Raw genomic sequence first — 20,984 nt, forward strand, 5'->3', positions numbered from 1 at the left:
CTACTAGACTATCTATCATACATCAGATTTATTCGCTATACAATTGTTATTGTAAATAGAAAGTACTCAAAATGTAAATTTTATTTAGTTAAATAGGATTTAAACAACATTACTATTTTTACAAAAGGAGTAAATAGGTTTTTCCAAATAGTATTGTAATCATCATCTTCTTTACCTAGTCCAAATTTTAAATTGTCCGTAGATTCAGATAAAACAAGTGTTCCAAAGATCCAGTCCCAAATTGCGAGTTTTGATCCTAAATTTTTGTTGTAGTGTTTTGGATTATTACTATGATGGATTTGATGTTGAAAAGGACTTATTAAGAATTTTTCCAAAAAAACTGGATACCTTAGTTTTACATGAGAATGTCGAAGATTTGCACCGAAAAACATAAATAAAAAACCAAAAATGTTTACTCCTAAAAACATTATCTTATGTACTTGATTATCGGATAGATAATCAAATACTCCGGTTAAAACCCCAAAAACTAAAATTCCCTTAGCATTATTGATAATCAATTCTATAGGGTGGATTCTATATTGAGTGATAGGAATTAGCTTTGTCGCTGAATGATGCACTTTATGAAATTCCCATAAAAAAGGAATTTTATGCATAAGAAAATGGATTATATAGGTTAGAAAATCTCCAACTATTGTAAGTGCAAGGGTATAAAAGAATATGGTTTGAATTTTCCCAAGGCTAAAAGATGGATACCCAAAACTTTCAAGTAAATATTCATTAGTATAAAAAGCAATATATAGACCTAAAACAATATAAGGACCAATAACTAATATTTTTACAAAACTGTTAGCAAATAACATTAGATAGTCAACAAATGCTGATTTACTTAACCAGATTTTTTTAGGTAATAAATACTTAATAAATGTGCTTTTACTCTTTGATTTATAATAGACATAATAAGCTATTAAAATTGAAGAGATCAGGTATAAATAATAGATTCTTTTTTTAGAATTAGTAAAATAAGAAGTAGACATTTCAAATGCCTCAAGAATTAAATCATACAATTCGGATATTTCCATTTTTATTCTTTTGAATAGTACCTGTAAAGGTTAGCAATGAGAGACATATGCTTCCTGTTTATATACAATCATAACTATAGTTTACGTATAATAAATGGGGCTATATTTCTGCTTTGCTAGAAGGATTAAAATTACGATAATATTCTATTTAGAGTTTTGTTTTTAGGTTTTTTTTGGTGTTTTATAGGGCTTTAATATCCAACAAGCTAATTTGATGTTATGGTAGTATGTTAAAGAAGTATCTCGGACAAATTTATTTTTTCATTCTAAAGTAACTCGAAATAACATAATTATGTAGTTACAGCATTATCTGCTTCTATTTTACTTAGTGCTAATTTCTCAATAGAGCTGCTTTTAAACAAAAGCCATATTGTTAAAAAGAATTCACCATAAGAAGTATAGTCCGATAGGGTGGGGAGTTGAAAATCAGGATATACAAATAAGAAAATAGAATCTAGTGTGTATCCTATACCGGCAATAAGTAGTGCTATTCCAATAAATTTTGAAATATTAGTTCCTAATTTAAAGATTAAAGCACCAAGAGGAAAAAGCCAAAGCCCCCAAAAAATTGCAGCGATATGAGTTCCATACTTTTGAATTGTAGAGAATAAAATTGTTAGATTCTCACTTTCGATTGTAGAAAAACCATCCATAGTATTGATTGCAATCATTGCAAAATGATTAACCTCATTAATCAGAGATATTGCAGCACCAAATAACATTAAGATTAGCATAAATAATCCCATAGTTTTATTGATTCGGGATAATAGCCTGTAGAGATAGGTTACAAGGAGAATACTAACAACATTCATAACCAGAATGCTAAATATTCCAATTCGAAAGATAAACTGATTATTTTTGATGTTTACTATTGTTTTAGCAGTATCTCCTTCTATTTTTATTTCTGGTAGTGCATAAACAAAGCCATATATTCCTACAATAATGAGAACCAAGTATGAAAGCCCCGCTAATAATGCGTTTTTCTGTAATTTGATTTTTTCCATTTTATTGATATTTAAATACTTCTTCAAGGGGTTTATCAAAGACCAAGGCAATTTTGAATGCAAGTTCTAATGAAGGAGAATATTTTCCTTTTTCTATTGCCATTATAGTTTGTCTTGTAACTCCAACTTTTTCTGCTAAGTCTTGTTGCGTCATCTCATCAGCATGAAACCGTAATGTTCTGATAGTATTGGTGATGTTATGTTCTTTCATCTTAAAATTCCTTTTCTTGTATAATAAAATTCTGATAGGCTTTGTACTATAAAAGCTGCAAATATCGAAAAGAAGAGAAGCTTAAACATAATGTCGATTGATATTCCTAGAACAAGGAGTCCCATCGTTATTATAAAACCAAGCATAAATGTGTTGTTAAAGTTTCTGGTAGCTTTTAGTTTAATCAATTGACCAAATTCGTCTGTAAGAAACTTTTCTTCCGCTTTTTGGGTAAAGACCGAACTTGCGATGCTATATACGAGATATAATACAATTCTGGAAATTATTAATATAGGAACAAGCGACAGTATTGAAGCTCCCCAAAAAGGTAATTCTCCTATAGACATGACTTTATCATTATAAACATTCGACAGAATACTATAATAACTTAGAAATGTAATAATATCAATGATTAAAAATACAATTGGTCGTTTTTCTTGAGTCGTCATATGTTATATAAGTTAATAATATTTGACTCAAAGTTAATAATTTTATTCTTAATGTAAAAAATATTTTACATCATTAGGTTTTTTACTATATATTATTGAGGTTGTTCATGTAGTTCTACCCCAGTAGATTAGATGGCTTTGAAGAAAAATCGAGGATATGAAAAATATTTTGAATTTTAGCAATGCGATACAGTATTTGAAGGCAAAATGAATGATTTGCCTAATTTTGTAATGGAGGCAAAAACTGTAATTATATAGATAATACCAGGTAAATCCCTTTATGTATAATTTTGATTATTATCTCTAAAGGAAGTACTGTTTATGTACTCACATGTATAGTCGAAGTATTAGAAGTAAATTGTTTTCTAAAGAATGAGCGGATGGATAAATGCTAAGTTAGAAACAAAATTATAGATTCACTTTTACATTGTATTTACTCAGGATTTCCAAATGTGCTTCTAGTTCGAATTCTGATTCTTTAAAGCGATTGCGTCTTATTTGAGCATCTTCTTTACGAATAATACTTCTTACAAATCTTCGTATAGCCGTTTCATTTTCTAAAATCAACCCAGGGATAGGAATACTTTTGCCTTTATCATTTTTGGCAACCATAGTAAAATAGCTGGAGTTACAGTGCTTTACTTTACCAGTTTGTATGTTTTCTGATTCAACACGTACTCCTACTACCATTGAGGTAGTACCTACATGATTAACAGATGCTTTTAATGTCATTAATTCTCCGACCTCTACAGGTTTTAAAAAATCAACCTTATCGACACTTGCCGTTACACAATACGCTTCAGAATGCTTTGAGGCGCAAGCAAAAGCAATCTGATCCATTAAAGATAGAATATAGCCGCCATGTATTTTTCCACTAAAATTAGAATGGGAGGGAAGCATCAATTCTGAGATAACTACTCTAGAGTCTGTATTTGTTTTAAACTTTTTCAAAACTATTGATTTAACGTTTTTAGATATACTGCATATAAAACTTAGGTTTGTAGTATTCTGAGCGCATTTTATTTATTCCTGAAATGAGGAGATTCTTCTTCGACTACATTGATTATAAAATATTTGGTATCTCCTAACCACGAGATCTTAGCAAATCGTTCTTTGTATTTTAACTTTACATATCTACCTTGAAATTTCTCCAGTTTTTTGATAATATCTTTATTACCATCTTCTACAGAGAAACTAAATATCTGAGCCCCAGAGATACCTTGGCTAATTTCTCCTTCCCAGGTTTTGACAACCACGCCTTTATGACTAAATTTTATGAGCTCACCACTACGAGTTCCTTCACTATAAGATGCATAGTATATAAAAGCATACCACCCGGCAAAAAGGGCAATAATAACAATAATGATTATGGCTAGTACTTTTTTCATTGTTTAAAAAATTAGATGTTTATAGTATACAAAACATTCTTTTAGTATTGATCCAGAACCTTGTGTTTTATTGTTTTTCTTACTAATATAAAAAAACCAATTACAAAAAGAACAGATCCTATGAACGAAATCCCGTAGAACACATAGGTATAGGTGAGATATGAATCTGCACCCCATACTTGCGAAAACAAAACTCCGATCTGGGTAGATAGCGCGCATAAAAGTGATAGAATACTACCCGAAACTAGTAAGACTCCCTCTATTTTAGATCCTTTTTTAAAAATGTAGTATAGACATATGACTACAATAAAAACCTGAGGAATAGATGCTGCTAAACCAAAAAATATGTGCGTTATGATCTCTGTAATACTGGGGACCATACTTTCCATCTATTGTAAAGTTTTATTTTTGATAATCTTCTGAAATGTCATTGCCAGACCTATTAAGAATAGAATAGAGCCAATAAAAGAAACAAAATTTACTCCCGAATTGATAATGGCATAGGTTTCATATCCCCATGAATCTATAAATACATATAAGAATTGATGTACAATAGCAACGAGCAAAATAAGGATATTGCCAATTAGTATTAAAACGGCATCTTTTGTAGATCCTACTTTACTCATATAATAAATTGTAAGAATAATAAACAGGATGATGGGGAGTATATAAAATAATGCCCCAGTAATTCTAAGTAATATTTCTGTAAAATTTGAACTTGATACCATAATGATTTGTATAAACTATTATTTTTTGTTTTTATGTATTGAAAAACGCTAATTCATTTATTAGTCGTCGTTTTCCTCTGTCGCTCTTTTGATAACAGCTTCAGGTAATGATTTCTTGGCTTTGGCTCCCATTTTTTTCAGTTTTTCGACACTAGTAATTAGATTGCCTCTACCTTCTACCAGTTTGTTCATAGCAGCAGAATAGTCTTTTTTAGCATCGTCCATCTTTTTACCAACTCCGGTAAGGTCTTTTACCAAGCCTTCAAACTTGTCGTATAATGCTCCTGCTTGCCGTGCAATTTCAATCGCATTGCGCTGTTGCTTTTCATTGTTCCACATGGTATCAATTGTACGCAGTGTTGCCAAAAGGGTAGATGGGGTAACAATTACTATGTTTTTCTCAAAAGCCTGATTATATAGTTTACTATCCTGATTTATAGCTATGGCAAAAGCTGGTTCAATAGGTACAAAAAGTAATACAAAATCCGGAGACTCTATATCATATAGGTCTTGATAGTTTTTTTCTGATAGTTGATCTACATGCCGTTTTAGCGAGTTGATGTGTTCTTTGAGGTAGTTGGCTTTTAGATCTTCGTCTTCTTCATTGGCAAAGCGCTCATATGCTGTAAGTGTTACCTTAGCATCAATAATCATTTTTTTATTATCAGGTAAATAGATTACTACATCTGGTAACACCCGTTGACCACTATCAGTAGTAAAACTTTGCTGCACAAAATACTCTCTATCTTTTTCTAATCCTGATTTTTCGAGTACGCGTTCTAGCACTAATTCTCCCCAGTTACCTTGCATCTTACTATCTCCTTTTAAAGCTTTGGTTAAATTAGTAGCTTCTTTACTCATCTGTTCATTAAGATCTTTAAGCCCAACAATCTGTTGGCGTAAAGCCGCGTGGTAATCGATACTTTCTTTATGAGTCTGTTCTACTTTTTTCTCAAATGTATTGATCTTTTCTTGTAAAGGGGTAAGTATACTTTTGATATTTTCTTTATTCTGTTGGGTAAACTTATTGGATTTTTCGTCAAGGATTTTATTGGCAAGGTTTTCAAACTCTTTGGTGAATTTTTCCTGAAGTTTCTCTACTTCATCTTTTTGCTCTTGATTTTTATGCTGAAGATTTTCAAATTCTGCATTACGGCGAGTTAACTCTGTATTAAGAAAATCCTTTTCTCTACGAATTTCTTCACGCTCTTTAACGATCTCAGAAAATTGTTTTTCTGAATTATGCTTATACTCATCAAACTGTGATTGTAATTGGTTGGCTCTCTCATTAACCGCACTTTTTTCACTTTTATTCTTTAATGAAGCAACGTATTTACCTATAAAAAAGCCTACTATAATTGATATGATAATGGCTCCAACGGCAATGATGATTGGTGTGTATTCTGACATGTACTCTTTTAATTTACAATACCAAAGATAAAGATAAGCAATGAAAATTAGGGAGAAGTATCCCGAAGTTTTGCACAGTTTTTATGGTAAATCTTTTAATTTACTCCTGTCACGAAGAGGTAGTTTTTTGACTACTAAATCATAAGAATCATCTATCCATTGCTTAATAAGTGTATCTGGTATAGTATGATCCATAGCAATTTTGTTCCAATGCTTTTTGTTCATATAGGCTGGAGGCATTACGGCACTATATATTTCGCGAAGAAGCTCTACATTATTAGGATCACATTTTACACTTATCCCTTCAAAGTTAGAGATATCTGTTGCAGTAAACATTTTTCCCAACACTTTAAAAACCAGAACATTTGGAAGCTTACTAAAAGGAAAAGACTCTGTAACTCCTTTTTTTGCGATACAATAATCTCTATATTCTTCGATATTCATTTTGTAGGAATTAAGATGTAACTGCTTTAGCTTCTTACTTTATACCGCCCAGATTTGGAGTCAAAAAGGATGAGGTCTTCGGGGAAAAGTGAGGAAAATGCTCTGCATTGTACCAATTCTTTTGGTCTGCCAAATTCAAAACCTTCTTGATTCATTACAATCATTTTATCACATAGTTGTATGGCAAAGTCAATTTCGTGCGTAGAAAAGAGGATTGTTTTTTTTGTTTCAAAAGCGAGACGTTTTAAGAGCTTAAGAATATAGGCCTTATGATATACATCTAAGTGTGTAGTGGGCTCATCTAGCATAATAAAGGGGGTGTCCTGAGCTATAGCACGGGCTATAAGTACCTTTTGAAGCTGACCATCACTAAGCTCAAAACATCGTTTGGAAACCAAATCGGTGATATGTGTAACCTCTATAGCTTTGCGTATTTTTTCTATATCCTCTTCAGCCATTTTACCCACCCAATTGGTATATGGTTGTCTGCCCAGTGCAACCAATTCTTGTACGGTAAGGTTTTTTGAAGCTATTTTCTCGGTTAAGACGATACTTAGTTGGGAAGCTAACTCAATCGATTTATAAGATTGAAGATCTTTATCTGATAATAATATTTTACCATGTAATGCGGGCTGTACTTTGGATAAGGTACGTAATAAGGTTGATTTTCCTATACCATTGGCTCCAACTAATCCCACCAATTCTCCTTCATGTAATTTGAGGTTGATATCGGCAGCAATAACATTTAATTTTTTTTTGGTACGATACCCTATAGAAAGGTTTTCTGTTTTAAGAACGATATTTAAATTTTCAAGGTCGATATATTTAGGTTTTCAAGATTTACGCTATCAAATATAAAAAATAGATTTTTAAGTGCTTTTTCTATACTTTTTCTTTCTAAAGAAAGAAAATAAAAATCCAAAAATCAACAAAGTAAGTAAAGGCACCAATATATTAACAACTTGCCAGTAGGTTTTATTGGCAATCACCTTTTCTATATCTAAAAACGAAATTTTAATTTCTTTACTCCGTACATCTATCAATCCCGAATCATCAAGTAGGTAGTTTACCGCATTTAAAAGAAACTCTTTATTGCCATATTTTAGGTTCATCGTAGGGTCAAAACCTAATTCTATAGGTTGCCCTTTTCGAGTTTGATTTTTGATAATATCACCATCGGCAATAACGATCATTTTTGTATCGATACTTTTATCTTTATGATTCTCTATCTTATATGGTTTTATCCTGTCCTTATAGGTAGATTTAAAGTTCCCCTCTAGCAGTACTGCCAGGTTTTGAGGACCTTCTTGATAGGTATTCATATCTGGTTTTTTTCGTATGATATGATCTAATCGTATTTCTTTGGGTACTCCTTCGATTTTAGATTTATCAGAACTAGCGAGTAATACTGTCTTTTTTACATTGTTTTTTAGTGTGTCAATTTGATTTGAAAATTCAAATTTTACGGATTCTATATTTTTTACAATAGGGTGATCAGTTGTACTTTTTGTTAAGGAACCATAAAACCATGGATAGGGGGTAAATTGAGTTTCGCTCCCCTGACCAGAAGCCAATACCAGTGGTGCAGAATATAAATCATTAACCAAAACGGGGTTAACTCTCACTCCATAAGAAAACAATGCATCACCTAGTCTAAGATCTTGCATTATAGCAACGGCTGAACCCTCGGGATTCATTAGACTATCGATTTCCATAGTCACTGATTCTAGTAACCATAGTGATTTCCCTCCGTTCATAATATATTGATCCATTACATATTTTTCTTTTTCAGAAAAAGCTTCGGTAGGTTTGGCATTAATGACCATATCAAATTCTTGCAAGTTTTGTAATGTTTTTACGGGATTACTCGCTACAGAATCCAAAGTAAATGCTCCAACAAAATAATAGTCTTGTAATGTTTTAATGAAATCAGCTATTTTAATATCTGGTAACTGATTGTTACCTTTTAATACAGCAATTTTGCGTTGTTTGGGATGTAATAGTTTGGTTAACCCATCTGCAAAAGCATATTCTAATTGTTGGATAGAACTGTTTACTCGCTCTTCTGTATTGGCTCCTATGGTGTTTTTAACCAATGGAATCTTAACACTACGATTCTGGTAACTTAAAATAGCCCAAGGCACTACGGTTTCAATTTCTGTTTTTCCACTTTCCTGAACACTTACTTCCATTGGAGTAAGACCGAATCGTTGTAGCTCTGCGATAGTTTTGGCACGTAATTCTTCTTCCTCCAAAGGATTGGTGAAAATATATTGTATATTAGGATTTATAGTATTGAACTCTTCTAATAATTGTTTGGTCTCTAATTGTAAACGCCTAAACTCTGAAGGGAAATCTCCTTCTAATAATACATCAATAGCAACAGGAACAGCAGCCTCTAGAATTAGATTTTCTGTAGCTTTAGAGAGAGTAAAACGATTATCTTGAGTGAGATCAAACCTACTATATAAAGAGTTTCCGATTAGGGTTAATACAACTACAGATGCAAGAGTGATAACAAGGGGTTTGATTTTTTGTCTAAAATTTCCTTTACGAAGTATAATAATGGTGAGGAAGACAAAGAATGCTGTACTCATTATAAAATACAAAATGTCTCTTGTGTCCAGAACTCCTTGACTCATACGCTCATAATGCAATTGCATGCCCAGTTGCTCAATAGCATTTGCAGCTCCGAGTAGATTGTAAGTAGCAAGCCCACTAAATCCAAAGTAGAAAATAAAACATAAAAAAATGGAGATCAAAAAAGAAACAATCTGATTGCTAGTAATTGAAGAAGAGAATATACCAATAGCGGTATAAGTAGAGATAAGTAACATTAGCGCTATATAGGAGCCAATAATACTACCTAGATCAAGATTACCAACAGGGTTACCAAGTTGATAGATTGTTATAATATAAAGAACACTAGGAACCAAGGCTATAATGATCAGGGATAAACTTCCCAGATATTTTCCAATAATAATGTGCCAGCTTTTTATTGGTTTGGTAAGTAGTACTTCTAGGGTTCCTTGTTTATTTTCTTCAGAAAAGCTTCTCATGGTTACTGCAGGAATAAGGCATAGCAGAATCCAGGGGGCAATCTTAAAAAATGGTGAAAGATCTGCAAAACCACTATCGAGAATATTATACTGCCCTTTAAAAACCCACAAGAAAAGCCCATTTAATATCAAAAAAAGGGCAATAACAAGATATCCTACTGTAGAGGAGAAAAAGGTGTTAATTTCTTTTCGTATTAATGCAAACATATTTAGTTTTGAGTATTATAATTTAAAATTTCCGATAATTAAACCACTTCATTTTATAGATCAGCAATAGAATCAACACTCCATGCTTCTGGTTTTTGATTGAATTTATTTTTGGTATTTGCCCAGACTCCTTTGAATAACGTAGAGTTTCGATAGTTATTGAGGTGTGTTTCAGATTCCCAATGACTGTAGGTAAAAAATTGATTTGGTTGATTAATATCTCTTAACAATTTTAAATGGCTACAACCTTCAAAATTTCTAATCTTGTCTTTATTCTGTTCAAAATTTTCTAAAAAAGCATCAATTTGATCAGAGATAAACCCCATTTTTACAATTCGTATTATCATTTTTTTAAGTTTCAAAAGGGTAAAGCCATATGGCTTTACTTTTTGTTTTTATTTTTAAGATTTCGGATTACTCAAAATTAATACTAACAGTATCCCGGTAATATAACCCAAATAGATTAGATGCTCCGCCAACGGTTTTAGGGTTACTTTTATAAATAGCCAGCTCCAAATATCCTGAAGAATTAAATATGGCTAGTTTTTTTCCGTCCTCTTCTCGTTTGCTTTTTTCAATATCAAAATTAATAGCATCACTATATCTTTGATATACATTTTCGAATACTGCGGTACGGGCAGTAATTTTAAACTTTCGTCCTTTTCCTATTTTTTCAAATAATTTTCGGGTAATATTAGTAATTAGGTTTCCGTAGTTATCTATATAAATAATACTACCTACTATTTGCTTATCGCCCAAATTCACAATAGGAGTCATTCCTTTTATTGTTTTAATTTCGGGAATAGTTTTACCAATAACTTCGAGTGTACCCCCACGAGCAATATGGCAGGCTACAGTTACAAAAACATCTAATACCGGAAAATTAGAAACTATGGCGTCATGAATATTAATCTCTACAATTTTTTCTGGATTAAATTCTGAAGTTATTAAACAGATCAATCCATTATTGGCGCATATGAAATAGTGATCATCTAGTTTTACTGCAATATGTTTATTTTCTGGATGAAGTTCACTATCAATTCCTACAATATGAATACTCCCTTTTGGGAAATTTTTATATGCATTTTGTATTATATATGCAGCTTCCGTAATATGAAAAGGTGAGATTTCATGAGATATATCAACAACATTAGCTTCTGGTAATTGGGTGTAAATAGCCCCTTTAACCGCAGATACAAAATGATCTTTGATTCCAAAATCTGTAGTTAGAGTGATAATTGGCATGTACAAGAATTGTTAATATCTTTTAGCTGTAAGCGTTTAAAAATATGTAAATTTGTTTTGAAGTTGTTCAAAGTTTTTCTTTGGGCTGCAAAATGATGATAAAACCATCGTATTTACTGTTTTAATCACTACCTTATGCAGAGATTATATAAGTATTTTGCTTCGTTTTAAATTTTATTTTGTTTTCCCTACAAAAACTCAAACAACTTTAGCAAACTTAGTCAATCCTAAAAAAAAATCATACTAAAATTCGTATAGCTTTTGAACGAACTTATTATTGAACTTACAGAAATCAATCCGAGAGAGTTTTTCGGACTTCAGAATAGCAATATTCAGTTATTAAAAAAATACTTCCCAAAGCTTAAAATTGTTGCCAGAGGTAGCAAGATGAAAGTATATGGAGATGAAGACATGCTCGAAGAGTTTGACATACGTCTTAATATGCTTCTTGAGCATTTTAGTAAATATAATAAACTGGATGAAAACGTAATTGAGCGAGTACTAACCAGTGATAGTAAAGAAGACTATGAGACATCTGCTAATAGTGGAGAGACTTTAGTTCATGGAGTAGGAGGTAAGCTTATTAAAGCCCAGACTGCCAATCAACGCAAGCTAGTAGAATCGTGTAATAAAAATGACATGGTTTTTGCTATTGGACCTGCGGGTACAGGAAAAACATATACGGGAGTAGCACTGGCAGTAAGGGCATTAAAAGAAAAACAGGTGAGACGTATTATTCTTACTCGACCGGCAGTTGAAGCAGGAGAGAATTTAGGGTTTTTACCAGGTGATCTTAAAGAAAAATTAGATCCTTATATGCAGCCTCTCTATGATGCTTTGCGCGATATGATACCACCAGAGAAACTAGACAGTTTTATAGAAAAAGGAGTTATTCAAATTGCTCCTATGGCGTTTATGAGGGGTAGAACACTGGATAACGCTTTTGTCATTCTTGATGAGGCACAAAACACAACCCATGCTCAGATGAAAATGTTTCTGACTCGTATGGGGAAAAATGCTAAGTTTATTATAACAGGAGATCCGGGGCAAATTGACCTACCTAGAAGAGTCACTTCTGGACTTAAAGAAGCTTTGCTGGTTCTAAAGAATATTCAAGGAATCGGCATGATTTATCTGGATGATAAAGATGTTATTCGCCATAAATTGGTGAAAAAAGTAATTTCAGCATATAAAGAAATTGAAAACAGAAATGGATAGTTTTTTAGTAGTAAAGTAGGAGAGGTATTATATTGTGTTAATATTGTTTATATGTTATCTAAGCAAATAATCCAAATGATAGCACATAGTAACTCAAGTACTTTTAGACTAAGTGACTCAAATACTCACAAACTAATATAATGAATACAATAGTAGATACAAACTACGATTTTCCTAATCAAAAATCAGTTTATAAAGGAAAAGTAAGAGAAGTCTATAATATAGGAGATAAACTTTTGGTAATGATAGCTACCGATCGTTTATCAGCATTTGATGTAGTAATGCCAAGGGGAATCCCTTTTAAAGGACAAATTCTTAATCAGATCGCAACCAAAATGATGAAAGAAACCGAAGATTTGGTGCCAAATTGGTTGATTGATACTCCGGATCCTAATGTTGCTGTAGGGCATTTATGTACACCTTTTAAAGTAGAAATGGTGATTAGAGGGTATCTATCTGGTCATGCTGCTCGTGAGTACAAGGCAGGTAAACGAATATTGTGCGGTGTAGCAATGCCCGAAGGAATGAAAGAAAACGATAAATTTCCTGAGCCGATCATTACTCCTTCTACCAAAGCAGATAATGGCGAGCACGATGAAGACATCTCAAGAGAAGAAATACTATCTAAAGGAATTGTCTCTGAAGAAGATTATCTCATCTTAGAAGATTACACCAAAAAGCTTTTTCTAAGAGGAACAGAGATAGCTGCAAAACGAGGATTGATTTTAGTAGATACCAAATATGAATTTGGAAAAACAAAGGACGGTAAAATTGTATTGATTGATGAAATACATACTCCTGATTCTTCAAGATATTTTTATGCCGATGGATATCAAGAACGACAACAAAAGGAAGAACCTCAAAAACAATTATCTAAAGAATTTGTAAGACAATGGTTGATCGGTAATGGATTTCAAGGAAAAGAAGGACAGCAGATCCCTGAAATGTCTGATGAATATGTAAATTCTGTTTCAGAACGTTATATCGAACTATATGAAAATATAACAGGAACACCTTTTTCAAAAGGTGATGTTTCTAGTATACATGAACGTGTAGAAAATAATGTATTAGAGTATTTAGGTAAATAGAATACTATATTTTATTTAAGTTTAAATAAACAAGGTCGTGTAATATCTTTTATACGACCTTGTTTTTTTATGAACTAATGTGTCTAACCTAGATGTATTGATTATCTGATCTTTAAGTCGATTATTAAATATATTAATAGTGTATAGATTAACGAAGAAAAATGGATGAACCAAGCCCGCTAATTAGGTCTGTTACCCCTATTCAATATTTATATTAACCCGTTTTTAGGGAGCAAGTTAGATCACTATGTTATCTGTTTTATAACCCTAATTTATGATTTATGGCTTTAAAAGTTTTTCTAACAAACTTTGGAGGCTCAAACCTGTAACCGAAATAGACTTTTGCAAAGACTTTGTTATTATTCACTGTAGTTTTCTCATCTTCTTTGATCCAAGACTTGTTAAAATTAAAATTCGCCCCAAAAACAATTTTTCGGGAACTATAGCCCACTTGAAGACCACTGTTCAAAAAAGTTGTTAGGGCTGTGAATTTTTCGATATTGGTACCTACATTATAGCTCGTATATCGAATCCCTAAAGAAGGTGATATATAAGGTGCAGCAAACCAATTTTTATAAATCACCCATGTGTAATAGTAATCAGCGGCTAACCTTACATCATAATTGTTTTCGAACGTCTTTTCACCATTTGTAGTGTTGGATTTTCTATTGTAACCATAATGAAGTGTTGGAATAAGACTACCTGCACTCTTTCTTTGCCATTCTGTATTGTAAGTTACATTGCGCAACGAGAATTTTGGATTCAATACATAAGAGGTAGACCCACCCCAAAATATTGTTTTCAAGTTTGGAAATTGAATATATGCATCTTGACCTCTAATCCAGTTTGGTACGAAATCTACCGTGTTCTCTACATAAAACCCTTGATTTTTAGTGTATTGAACGCTTTGTGTCCAGTTGCCGAAAAAGAACCGAAACTTATAATCAGTAAAGGAAGATTTTCCACGAAGGCCATCATCATTATTGTCAGGTAAGAATTTTGGAGCAAAACCAATACTAATCCCTAAAAATTCATAATCTAGGGATAAGCTCAGCTTGTATTGATTATTTGTCCGTATTTTGAATTCGTCTGTAGCTCCCCTAATAATTGAAAAAGATTCAGATTGGGTATCAATATTCACTTTTGTTACCATTTTATCTACAAAAGACAATATGCCCGTTGAATCTTGTTCCTTTTTGTTTTGCCCAAATATAGGTTCAAGACAAAGTATTATGGCTAAAAGGAGTATAGTTTTCAATAGTTATATATTAAGACCAAAACCCTTCATGCCAAAAGATTTTGTTATGATTTTTAGTTTAACTCATCTATCAGAAAACAGTGAGTAAAGAACAAGCAATAAAAGAAACCTAATATTTCATTATTAAGCAACTTTGTATTCTAATAATTGAGCGTTGTCTAGTAATCGCTCTTTTACAATATGCATCATACGTTTGTTTAGAGCTGATGAATTTTTGGTATATAGTAGGTATTCTTCTACAGTAAACTGCCCTATGATCATTCCTTTAAGGCTATTCCTAAATTTCATGTCTTTTTGAATTGCATTTTCTATAAAATCAAAACGTTTTTCTAGAGACAATTCGTAGAAAGTATTTTTCCTTTTCTTTATATAATTTTTAAAAACTTCAATTAACAAATCTCCTTGTAACTTAATAATAGGGCGAATGGTCTTATTCTGAAATTGTTCGTCATTAGACATGTTTTCAGAAACTCTTGCATTTAATAATTGCGGACGTATTGCCAATAAATTTGATTCCCTGTTTTCCATAATAATGAAGGTTTACTAAAAATAGTTATTTGTAAGACTCAAAAATCAAGACTCTTGTTAGAGTTTTAAACGACTTATAAACAATAAGAATGTTACAGGATTTAGACATATTTTCTTTTGCTAATCTATTGTTTTGATTTCCTAAGTGTATTAACTTAATAATAACTTATATATATAAAAGCCCTCTGTAAGAGGGCTTTTAGAACAAAATAAAATTTCAATTTTTATTTACTTAGAAACTCTTGTTTAGTTAAAATTTGAGCAGGAGTATCACCAGCTTTAGTAAGATACTTGTTTAGTTTAGCGATTTGTTTACCATTTATTTTTTCGTAAGTCGCTTTACCTTCATTTAGTCTAGTTTCTAACACTTCTTTGTTTTCTAACTTCGCGAACGAAGGTTTTTCAAATTGATTAGCCACTTCACCATACAACTTTGAAAGTTTTTCTCTTAGTTGCGGTTCTGCTTCGGCAACGTAATTATCTCCTGTTGTGACCACCAAAGTTTCTTTTAAGGCGTTTAACTCTTTTATTACTGCCGAAGTAACTTTTTGAGAAGCTGGATCTTTTTTATTCAAAGCTTCCGCTTTTTTAATATTCTCATCTATTTTATATACCAGATAAGCAAGATCTTCCATGTCGTTAAACAATTCTTGTGTTGCATTCTTATGAGAAATTCTTTCTTTTTCTGTTATTATAGAAGTAGGATCATTTTGTAATGTTATAGTACTTTCATATTGTTTTTTACCTTTGGTAAGTACTATTTTGTATTTGCCAGCTGAAGCCCTAGGAGCTGTAAATCCGCCAAAGGTAAATGTTTTTCCTGCAGCGACTTTTGGTCCTTTTTTTCTAAAGTTCCAATCTACAATATTGATTCCCTTGGATTTTCCGGGAACAAGGTCTATGATTTTATTACCTTTTTCATCCTGAATAGAAAGGGTCATTTTTCCAAAAGTATGCCTCTTTTTGAGATAGTAGATTATTTTTGCAGAAGACCCTGGGTTATCTCCTTTAAATTGAAGTTCTGTACTTCCTCCGCCAAATCCACCTTCTTCTTTAATGATTGACGGCTTAGCCGCAAAAAAGTGTACATCTTTAGAGAGCATTTCTTGATTGATTTGTCGTAATGGAGAAATATCATCAATAATGATAACTCCTCTACCATGTGTTCCTAATACTAAATCATTGGTTTTTTTCTGTAAATCAATAAAATGTACTGCAGTTGCAGGCATGTTATTAGTGAATCGAGACCAGTTTTTACCGCCATCAATAGTAATAAACAGCCCAAATTCGGTACCTAGATATAGTAAATCTTCTTTTACATAATCTTCCTGAATATTTCTTGCAAATCCTTTAATATCACTAGTAGCCAGAGATTTCCATGTTTTTCCAAAATCAGAGGTTTTGTAGACATAGGTATTCATATCGCCAGATGTATGTCCATCAAATACGGCGTAAGCAGTTCCTTTGTTATGAACACTAGCTTCAATATGATATACCCAGGTATTTTTTGGAAGCCCTTCAATATTAGCAACAGTATTGGTCCAGGTAGTACCTCCATCTTGAGTAACCTGTACATTGCCATCATCGGTTCCTATCCAAATTATTTTTTCATCAATAGGAGATTCTGCGATGGTGAAGATAGTGGTGTGCGTTTCTGCACCAGATTTATCGACAGAGATACCTCCAGATTCTTTATCCTGTTTTGCTGGGTCATTGGTAGTAAGATCTGGTGATATTTTTTTCCAATTATCTCCCATGTCTTCACTTACATGAAGAAACTGACTAGCCATATAGAAACGATTAGGCTGATGGCTACTTACTGCCATTGGTGCATTCCAGTTAAATCGTAAATCAGCTTCTCCTTTTATAGGAAGGGGTTGAATATTTTTTGTGTAGTTTTTATCTACATCGTATCTCCATACATTTTGCGCTCCTTGCATTTCAGAATAAATAATATTCTTTGTAGGGTGTTTTAAGACTCTAAATCCATCTCCATATCCAACAGGATTCCAATCACGTGCTTCTATACCGCCTGGAGAGGATGAAGGACCCCACCATGATCCATTATCTTGTAGACCTCCATAGATATTATAGGGTTCTTCATTATCCACACTAATGTGGTAAAATTGTGAAACAGGTAAGTTATCTACCATATCCATAGTAGATCCGCCATCCCAACTTCTGTATACACCACCATCTGTTCCTACATACATTCTATCAGAGTTATTAATATCAAATACGATATCATGTATATCGGCATGCATGTTTCCTAGATTTTTAAAAGTCTTACCACCATCTCTGGAGATAGAACCAAATAATCCTCCTTTTACAAGAATATCCGGATTTTTAGGATCAACAACTAATCTCGAAAAATAAAATGGTCTAACAACTAACCCAAAGTCTCCATTAAGAAGTTTCCAGCTAGCTCCTGCATCTTCAGAACGATAAAGCCCTTTATTTTCTTTGCTTTCTATTACACTATAGATTATTTGAGGGTTTGATGGCGCAATTGCCAAAGCAAATCTTCCTAAGTCTCCTTCTGGAAAACCATTGTGGATTTTATTCCATGTTTTTCCTGCATCAGTAGATTTATATAGAGCGCTATTGGCTCCACCAGAATTAAATCCCCATGCAGTTCTTCTGAATTCCCACATGGCAGCATAGAGTGTATTTGGATTTTTTGGATCCATGATAATATCTGTAGCCCCTGTTTTTTGATTGACATAAAGAATTTTTTCCCATGTTTTTCCACCATCTATGGTTTTATAAACTCCTCTTTCTTCGCTATCTCCCCATAGAGCTCCTAATACACCAACATAAATTTCATTAGAGTTTTTGGGATTGATTTCAATACTACTTATTCGTTCAGAGTTTTCGAAGCCCATTTTTTTCCAGTTAGAACCTCCGTCTGTAGATTTGTACAAACCGTCTCCTATTGAAACACTATTTCTAGTCCAGATTTCTCCGGTTCCTACCCAAACTGTATTGTCAGGATCATTAGGATCTACTTTGACTACACCTATTGATTGGGCGTGATCATCGAATATAGATGCAAAACTGGCTCCCCCATTAGAAGACTTCCAGACACCACCTCCGGCAGTACCGGCATATAAGATTCTATCGTTGGTTGGGTGATTTTCTAAGTCTATAATTCGACCGCTCATTAGTGCAGGACCGATTTGTCTGGCTTTAAGGTTGCCAAATAATTCTTTACCTTTTAGAACGACTTCTTGTGCTTGCAAGTGTATGGAAAAGAGTATAGCCAAGCTTGCAATTATAAATTTTCTGTTCATAATTACTGGTTGTTTATTTAGAATAAAAAATCCCCAATGTTTTAATTTGGGGATTATGATTTGTGATTATTTTCCTTCAGGAAAAGTAAATAAAGTTTCTTCTAATTCTGGATTGAGAACAAATTCTTTAAAATCCATGCTCTGGAAATCACTACTCTGAGAAAAAGGGAAGTATAAACCTTCTACTTCTTGGTAGTCGCTAATAGACATTTTTATTTTTTGCCCTTTCATAGGTCCTTCATTAATTTGTTCTTCAACTATAATAGGGACAAAGTTTTCTGTATCAAAATAGTAATGAGATATATTTGGTTGTGATTGACCATTAACCATAATAGGATCTTTTGTAACTTTTATTTTGAATGTATCCGTACCATCTACAGTTTCATTTCCGATAAGTTCTACAGTATATCCTTTTTCTTTATAGTTTAGGAATGGTGAAGGCCAGTCTTTGGATTGTTTTTTCATGTTTTCGGTAGCTTCATTGTCACTTTTTTCAGCTTCCATTGTCATTTGGTTTCTAGACCAAGAAGTTTCACCGTCATACGCTGCCCATACCATTTTATTCCCCTGTAATTCAATAGTAGTTGCCTGGCGTCCATCTTTCATCATAACTTGCTCGAATGGGATTTCCATATTTTGCATTTTCATTACCCCCTTCATGGTAATACCTTCTAGCTTTTGCCAATTTTCTTTTCCTCCCGTATTTTCGAAGTAATTGTCAATTATTTCATCCGCAGTTTGTGCGTAAAAAGATGTTGAAATAGCTAATATCATAGCTACCAGAATAGATTTTAAAGCGCTCATTTTTATATTTTTTTATGATGTTCTTGTAAAATTAGTATATCCAATTATATTTTTGTTACACTTTATATTAATCTTTTATTCAAATGACATGCAATTTGGCAAAGTAGAGCACCCAGATACGATTGATTTCACCCTGCCTGAAGATCATAAAAAGACTGAGGAGGTATTAAAAAATAGCAATAAAAAAAAGGTATCTGTTCATGTTGGTTGTGCCAAGTGGAACCGGCAAGATCTTAAAGGGTTCTATCCTAGAGGAACAAAGGATGAATTGGAATATTACTCCAGGCAATTTAATAGTATTGAACTTAATGCTACGTTTTACAGGATATTTCCTGAAGATCAATTTAAGAAATGGTATAAAAAAACACCTGAGGGGTTTAAGTTTTTTCCTAAACTAGTACAGAATATATCTCACCTAAAAAGATTAAATGATGATGTACAACCATATGTTGACGAATATTTGTCTAATGTAATACACCTAAGAGAGAAACTTGGCACTATTTTTTTGCAATTACACGGTAATTTTGCACCCAAAAATTTTGATAGAGTAGTGCAATTTGTAGAAAAATGGCCGAAGGAAATACGTCTGGCGGTAGAGTTTAGACATACAGATTGGTTTAATGATCCTGTTGTAGCAGATGAACTATATGAGTTGCTAGAAGATAACAATATTACAAATATCATTACGGATACAGCAGGTAGAAGGGATTTATTACATATGCGACTAACTAATGATGAAGCTTTTATTAGATACGTGGGCGCAAATCATAAAACTGATTATACCAGACTTGATGATTGGGTTAAGAGACTTACTTCCTGGAAGAATAAAGGAATTAATCATATCCATTTTTTTGTGCACCAAAATATAGAAGAAGAGTCACCTTTACTTTCTAAGTACTTTATCAATAAGTTGAATTCTTGCATTGGGACTGAGCTAAATCTTCCCAATCATTTATCAGATGACCTGCAATTGTTTTAGTAAGTTGTTGATTAATTGATCTTTGCGTTGTATTTTGGTTTTGTGGTATAACCTTACTTTTGGAAAGTGTTAAAATTCGAAATTTAATTGCTTTTTGACGATTATATATGTATTTTGCCGATGTATTGTTTGATTATGTTGTAGGAAAAACATACTTTTTGTCTTACAAAACATTGCTTTTAATACGAGAATATAATTACCCCATAATTCTTAAATATGATTATATGACTAAATTTTTACACTACTCTTTTTTATTATTCTCTTTATTAACTATTAATTTGGTGTTTTCTCAATCAAATAATACTATCAATCATTCTAATCACGAACAGGAACATAACTTATTGCCACATTCATGTACAATTTTACTGCATAATACTATGATAAAACAAAAGAGAGATTTTTCTTACGATTTGTTGATGTACTCTACAATTTTTGAAGTAGAGCATAATCATATAAATGAAGTTGCTTTACTAGATATTATTTCTTCTGATGAAGGTGCAGATTTTAACTGCTCAGGTGGTTTTTGTATGAATAAATCCCATTTTCATAAGAAGGGATTAACTCTAAAAAAGCAGTTTTTTGATTACTTTATGAGTATCACTTGTTGATATTATCTTGTATTTATTGGTTA

22 protein-coding genes are annotated in these 20,984 nt (G+C 32.5%); 4 read left to right on the top strand and 18 right to left on the bottom strand.

What is annotated here, in order from left to right; all coding sequences use genetic code 11:
* Positions 1–80 precede the first annotated feature (80 nt).
* The 14 genes from C1X07_RS13275 to C1X07_RS13340 form a co-directional block, all read right to left on the bottom strand.
* Positions 81–1,040 carry a sterol desaturase family protein gene (locus C1X07_RS13275; protein WP_103070511.1) on the bottom strand — a complete coding sequence of 320 codons (960 nt, stop codon included), beginning with the start codon at positions 1,038–1,040 and terminating at the stop codon, positions 81–83.
* 290 nt (positions 1,041–1,330) lie between these two features.
* On the bottom strand, positions 1,331–2,044 hold the full coding sequence (locus C1X07_RS13280; RefSeq protein ID WP_103070512.1) for a DUF4386 domain-containing protein: 714 nt from the start codon (positions 2,042–2,044) through the stop codon (positions 1,331–1,333).
* 1 nt (position 2,045) lies between these two features.
* Entirely contained in the window at positions 2,046–2,255 is a 210-nt protein-coding gene (locus C1X07_RS13285; protein ID WP_103070513.1) for a helix-turn-helix transcriptional regulator, read from the bottom strand.
* Positions 2,252–2,704: a hypothetical protein gene (locus C1X07_RS13290; RefSeq protein ID WP_103070514.1), complete on the bottom strand. Its 453-nt coding sequence runs from the start codon at positions 2,702–2,704 to the stop codon at positions 2,252–2,254. The genes C1X07_RS13285 and C1X07_RS13290 overlap by 4 nt, the downstream gene beginning before the upstream one ends.
* Positions 2,705–3,112: 408 nt before the next feature.
* The gene (locus C1X07_RS13295) at positions 3,113–3,604 is read right to left on the bottom strand and encodes an acyl-CoA thioesterase (protein WP_103070645.1); all 492 of its coding nucleotides are present in this window, start codon (positions 3,602–3,604) and stop codon (positions 3,113–3,115) included.
* A 119-nt stretch (positions 3,605–3,723) separates the two neighbouring features.
* Complete coding sequence (locus C1X07_RS13300) at positions 3,724–4,092, bottom strand: 6-phosphogluconate dehydrogenase (RefSeq protein ID WP_103070515.1); 369 nt, start codon at positions 4,090–4,092, stop codon at positions 3,724–3,726.
* 41 nt (positions 4,093–4,133) lie between these two features.
* Positions 4,134–4,481 (bottom strand): hypothetical protein, encoded by a 348-nt coding sequence (locus C1X07_RS13305; protein ID WP_103070516.1) that lies wholly within the window; start codon positions 4,479–4,481, stop codon positions 4,134–4,136.
* Complete coding sequence (locus C1X07_RS13310) at positions 4,482–4,820, bottom strand: hypothetical protein (RefSeq protein ID WP_103070517.1); 339 nt, start codon at positions 4,818–4,820, stop codon at positions 4,482–4,484.
* Between the two features lie 60 nt (positions 4,821–4,880).
* On the bottom strand, positions 4,881–6,230 hold the full coding sequence (locus C1X07_RS13315; RefSeq protein WP_103070518.1) for a DNA recombination protein RmuC: 1,350 nt from the start codon (positions 6,228–6,230) through the stop codon (positions 4,881–4,883).
* A gap of 81 nt (positions 6,231–6,311) precedes the next feature.
* A complete protein-coding gene (locus C1X07_RS13320) occupies positions 6,312–6,674 on the bottom strand; it encodes an MmcQ/YjbR family DNA-binding protein (protein WP_103070519.1) in 363 nt (120 codons plus the stop codon).
* 26 nt (positions 6,675–6,700) lie between these two features.
* Positions 6,701–7,495, bottom strand: a complete 795-nt coding sequence (locus tag C1X07_RS13325) for an ABC transporter ATP-binding protein (RefSeq protein WP_103070520.1) — start codon at positions 7,493–7,495, stop codon at positions 6,701–6,703.
* A 48-nt stretch (positions 7,496–7,543) separates the two neighbouring features.
* Positions 7,544–9,940 (bottom strand): gliding motility-associated ABC transporter substrate-binding protein GldG, encoded by a 2,397-nt coding sequence (gene gldG, locus C1X07_RS13330; protein ID WP_103070521.1) that lies wholly within the window; start codon positions 9,938–9,940, stop codon positions 7,544–7,546.
* A gap of 53 nt (positions 9,941–9,993) precedes the next feature.
* Positions 9,994–10,287: a putative quinol monooxygenase gene (locus C1X07_RS13335; protein WP_103070522.1), complete on the bottom strand. Its 294-nt coding sequence runs from the start codon at positions 10,285–10,287 to the stop codon at positions 9,994–9,996.
* Between the two features lie 67 nt (positions 10,288–10,354).
* A complete protein-coding gene (locus C1X07_RS13340; RefSeq protein WP_103070523.1) occupies positions 10,355–11,185 on the bottom strand; it encodes an SAM hydrolase/SAM-dependent halogenase family protein in 831 nt (276 codons plus the stop codon).
* A gap of 261 nt (positions 11,186–11,446) precedes the next feature.
* Between C1X07_RS13340 and C1X07_RS13345 the strand changes: the two genes are divergently transcribed.
* Both C1X07_RS13345 and C1X07_RS13350 read left to right on the top strand, forming a co-directional pair.
* Complete coding sequence (locus tag C1X07_RS13345) at positions 11,447–12,403, top strand: PhoH family protein (protein ID WP_103070524.1); 957 nt, start codon at positions 11,447–11,449, stop codon at positions 12,401–12,403.
* Positions 12,404–12,543: 140 nt separating this feature from the next.
* Positions 12,544–13,491: a phosphoribosylaminoimidazolesuccinocarboxamide synthase gene (locus C1X07_RS13350; RefSeq protein ID WP_103070525.1), complete on the top strand. Its 948-nt coding sequence runs from the start codon at positions 12,544–12,546 to the stop codon at positions 13,489–13,491.
* A gap of 259 nt (positions 13,492–13,750) precedes the next feature.
* Here the strand turns inward: C1X07_RS13350 and C1X07_RS13355 are convergent, their stop codons facing one another.
* The 4 genes from C1X07_RS13355 to C1X07_RS13370 all read right to left on the bottom strand — a co-directional run bounded on the left by C1X07_RS13355 (position 13,751) and on the right by C1X07_RS13370 (position 19,374).
* Positions 13,751–14,749 carry a DUF4421 family protein gene (locus C1X07_RS13355; RefSeq protein ID WP_103070526.1) on the bottom strand — a complete coding sequence of 333 codons (999 nt, stop codon included), beginning with the start codon at positions 14,747–14,749 and terminating at the stop codon, positions 13,751–13,753.
* Positions 14,750–14,872: 123 nt separating this feature from the next.
* The gene (locus tag C1X07_RS13360) at positions 14,873–15,277 is read right to left on the bottom strand and encodes a glyoxalase (RefSeq protein ID WP_103070527.1); all 405 of its coding nucleotides are present in this window, start codon (positions 15,275–15,277) and stop codon (positions 14,873–14,875) included.
* A 224-nt stretch (positions 15,278–15,501) separates the two neighbouring features.
* Positions 15,502–18,570 carry a WD40/YVTN/BNR-like repeat-containing protein gene (locus C1X07_RS13365; RefSeq protein WP_103070528.1) on the bottom strand — a complete coding sequence of 1,023 codons (3,069 nt, stop codon included), beginning with the start codon at positions 18,568–18,570 and terminating at the stop codon, positions 15,502–15,504.
* A gap of 66 nt (positions 18,571–18,636) precedes the next feature.
* Positions 18,637–19,374 carry a LolA-like protein gene (locus C1X07_RS13370; RefSeq protein WP_103070529.1) on the bottom strand — a complete coding sequence of 246 codons (738 nt, stop codon included), beginning with the start codon at positions 19,372–19,374 and terminating at the stop codon, positions 18,637–18,639.
* An 88-nt stretch (positions 19,375–19,462) separates the two neighbouring features.
* On the opposite strand from C1X07_RS13370, the gene C1X07_RS13375 reads away from it, so the two are divergent.
* Together C1X07_RS13375 and C1X07_RS13380 are read left to right on the top strand one after the other, a co-directional pair.
* Positions 19,463–20,353, top strand: coding sequence for a DUF72 domain-containing protein (locus tag C1X07_RS13375; RefSeq protein ID WP_103070530.1), 891 nt, complete (start codon positions 19,463–19,465; stop codon positions 20,351–20,353).
* A 224-nt stretch (positions 20,354–20,577) separates the two neighbouring features.
* The gene (locus C1X07_RS13380) at positions 20,578–20,961 is read left to right on the top strand and encodes a hypothetical protein (RefSeq protein ID WP_128755279.1); all 384 of its coding nucleotides are present in this window, start codon (positions 20,578–20,580) and stop codon (positions 20,959–20,961) included.
* Positions 20,962–20,984 lie beyond the last annotated feature (23 nt).

Origin of the sequence: Aquimarina sediminis (assembly GCF_002895435.1) — a bacterium.
In the GTDB taxonomy this organism is placed as follows: Bacteria; Bacteroidota; Bacteroidia; order Flavobacteriales; family Flavobacteriaceae; genus Aquimarina; species Aquimarina sediminis.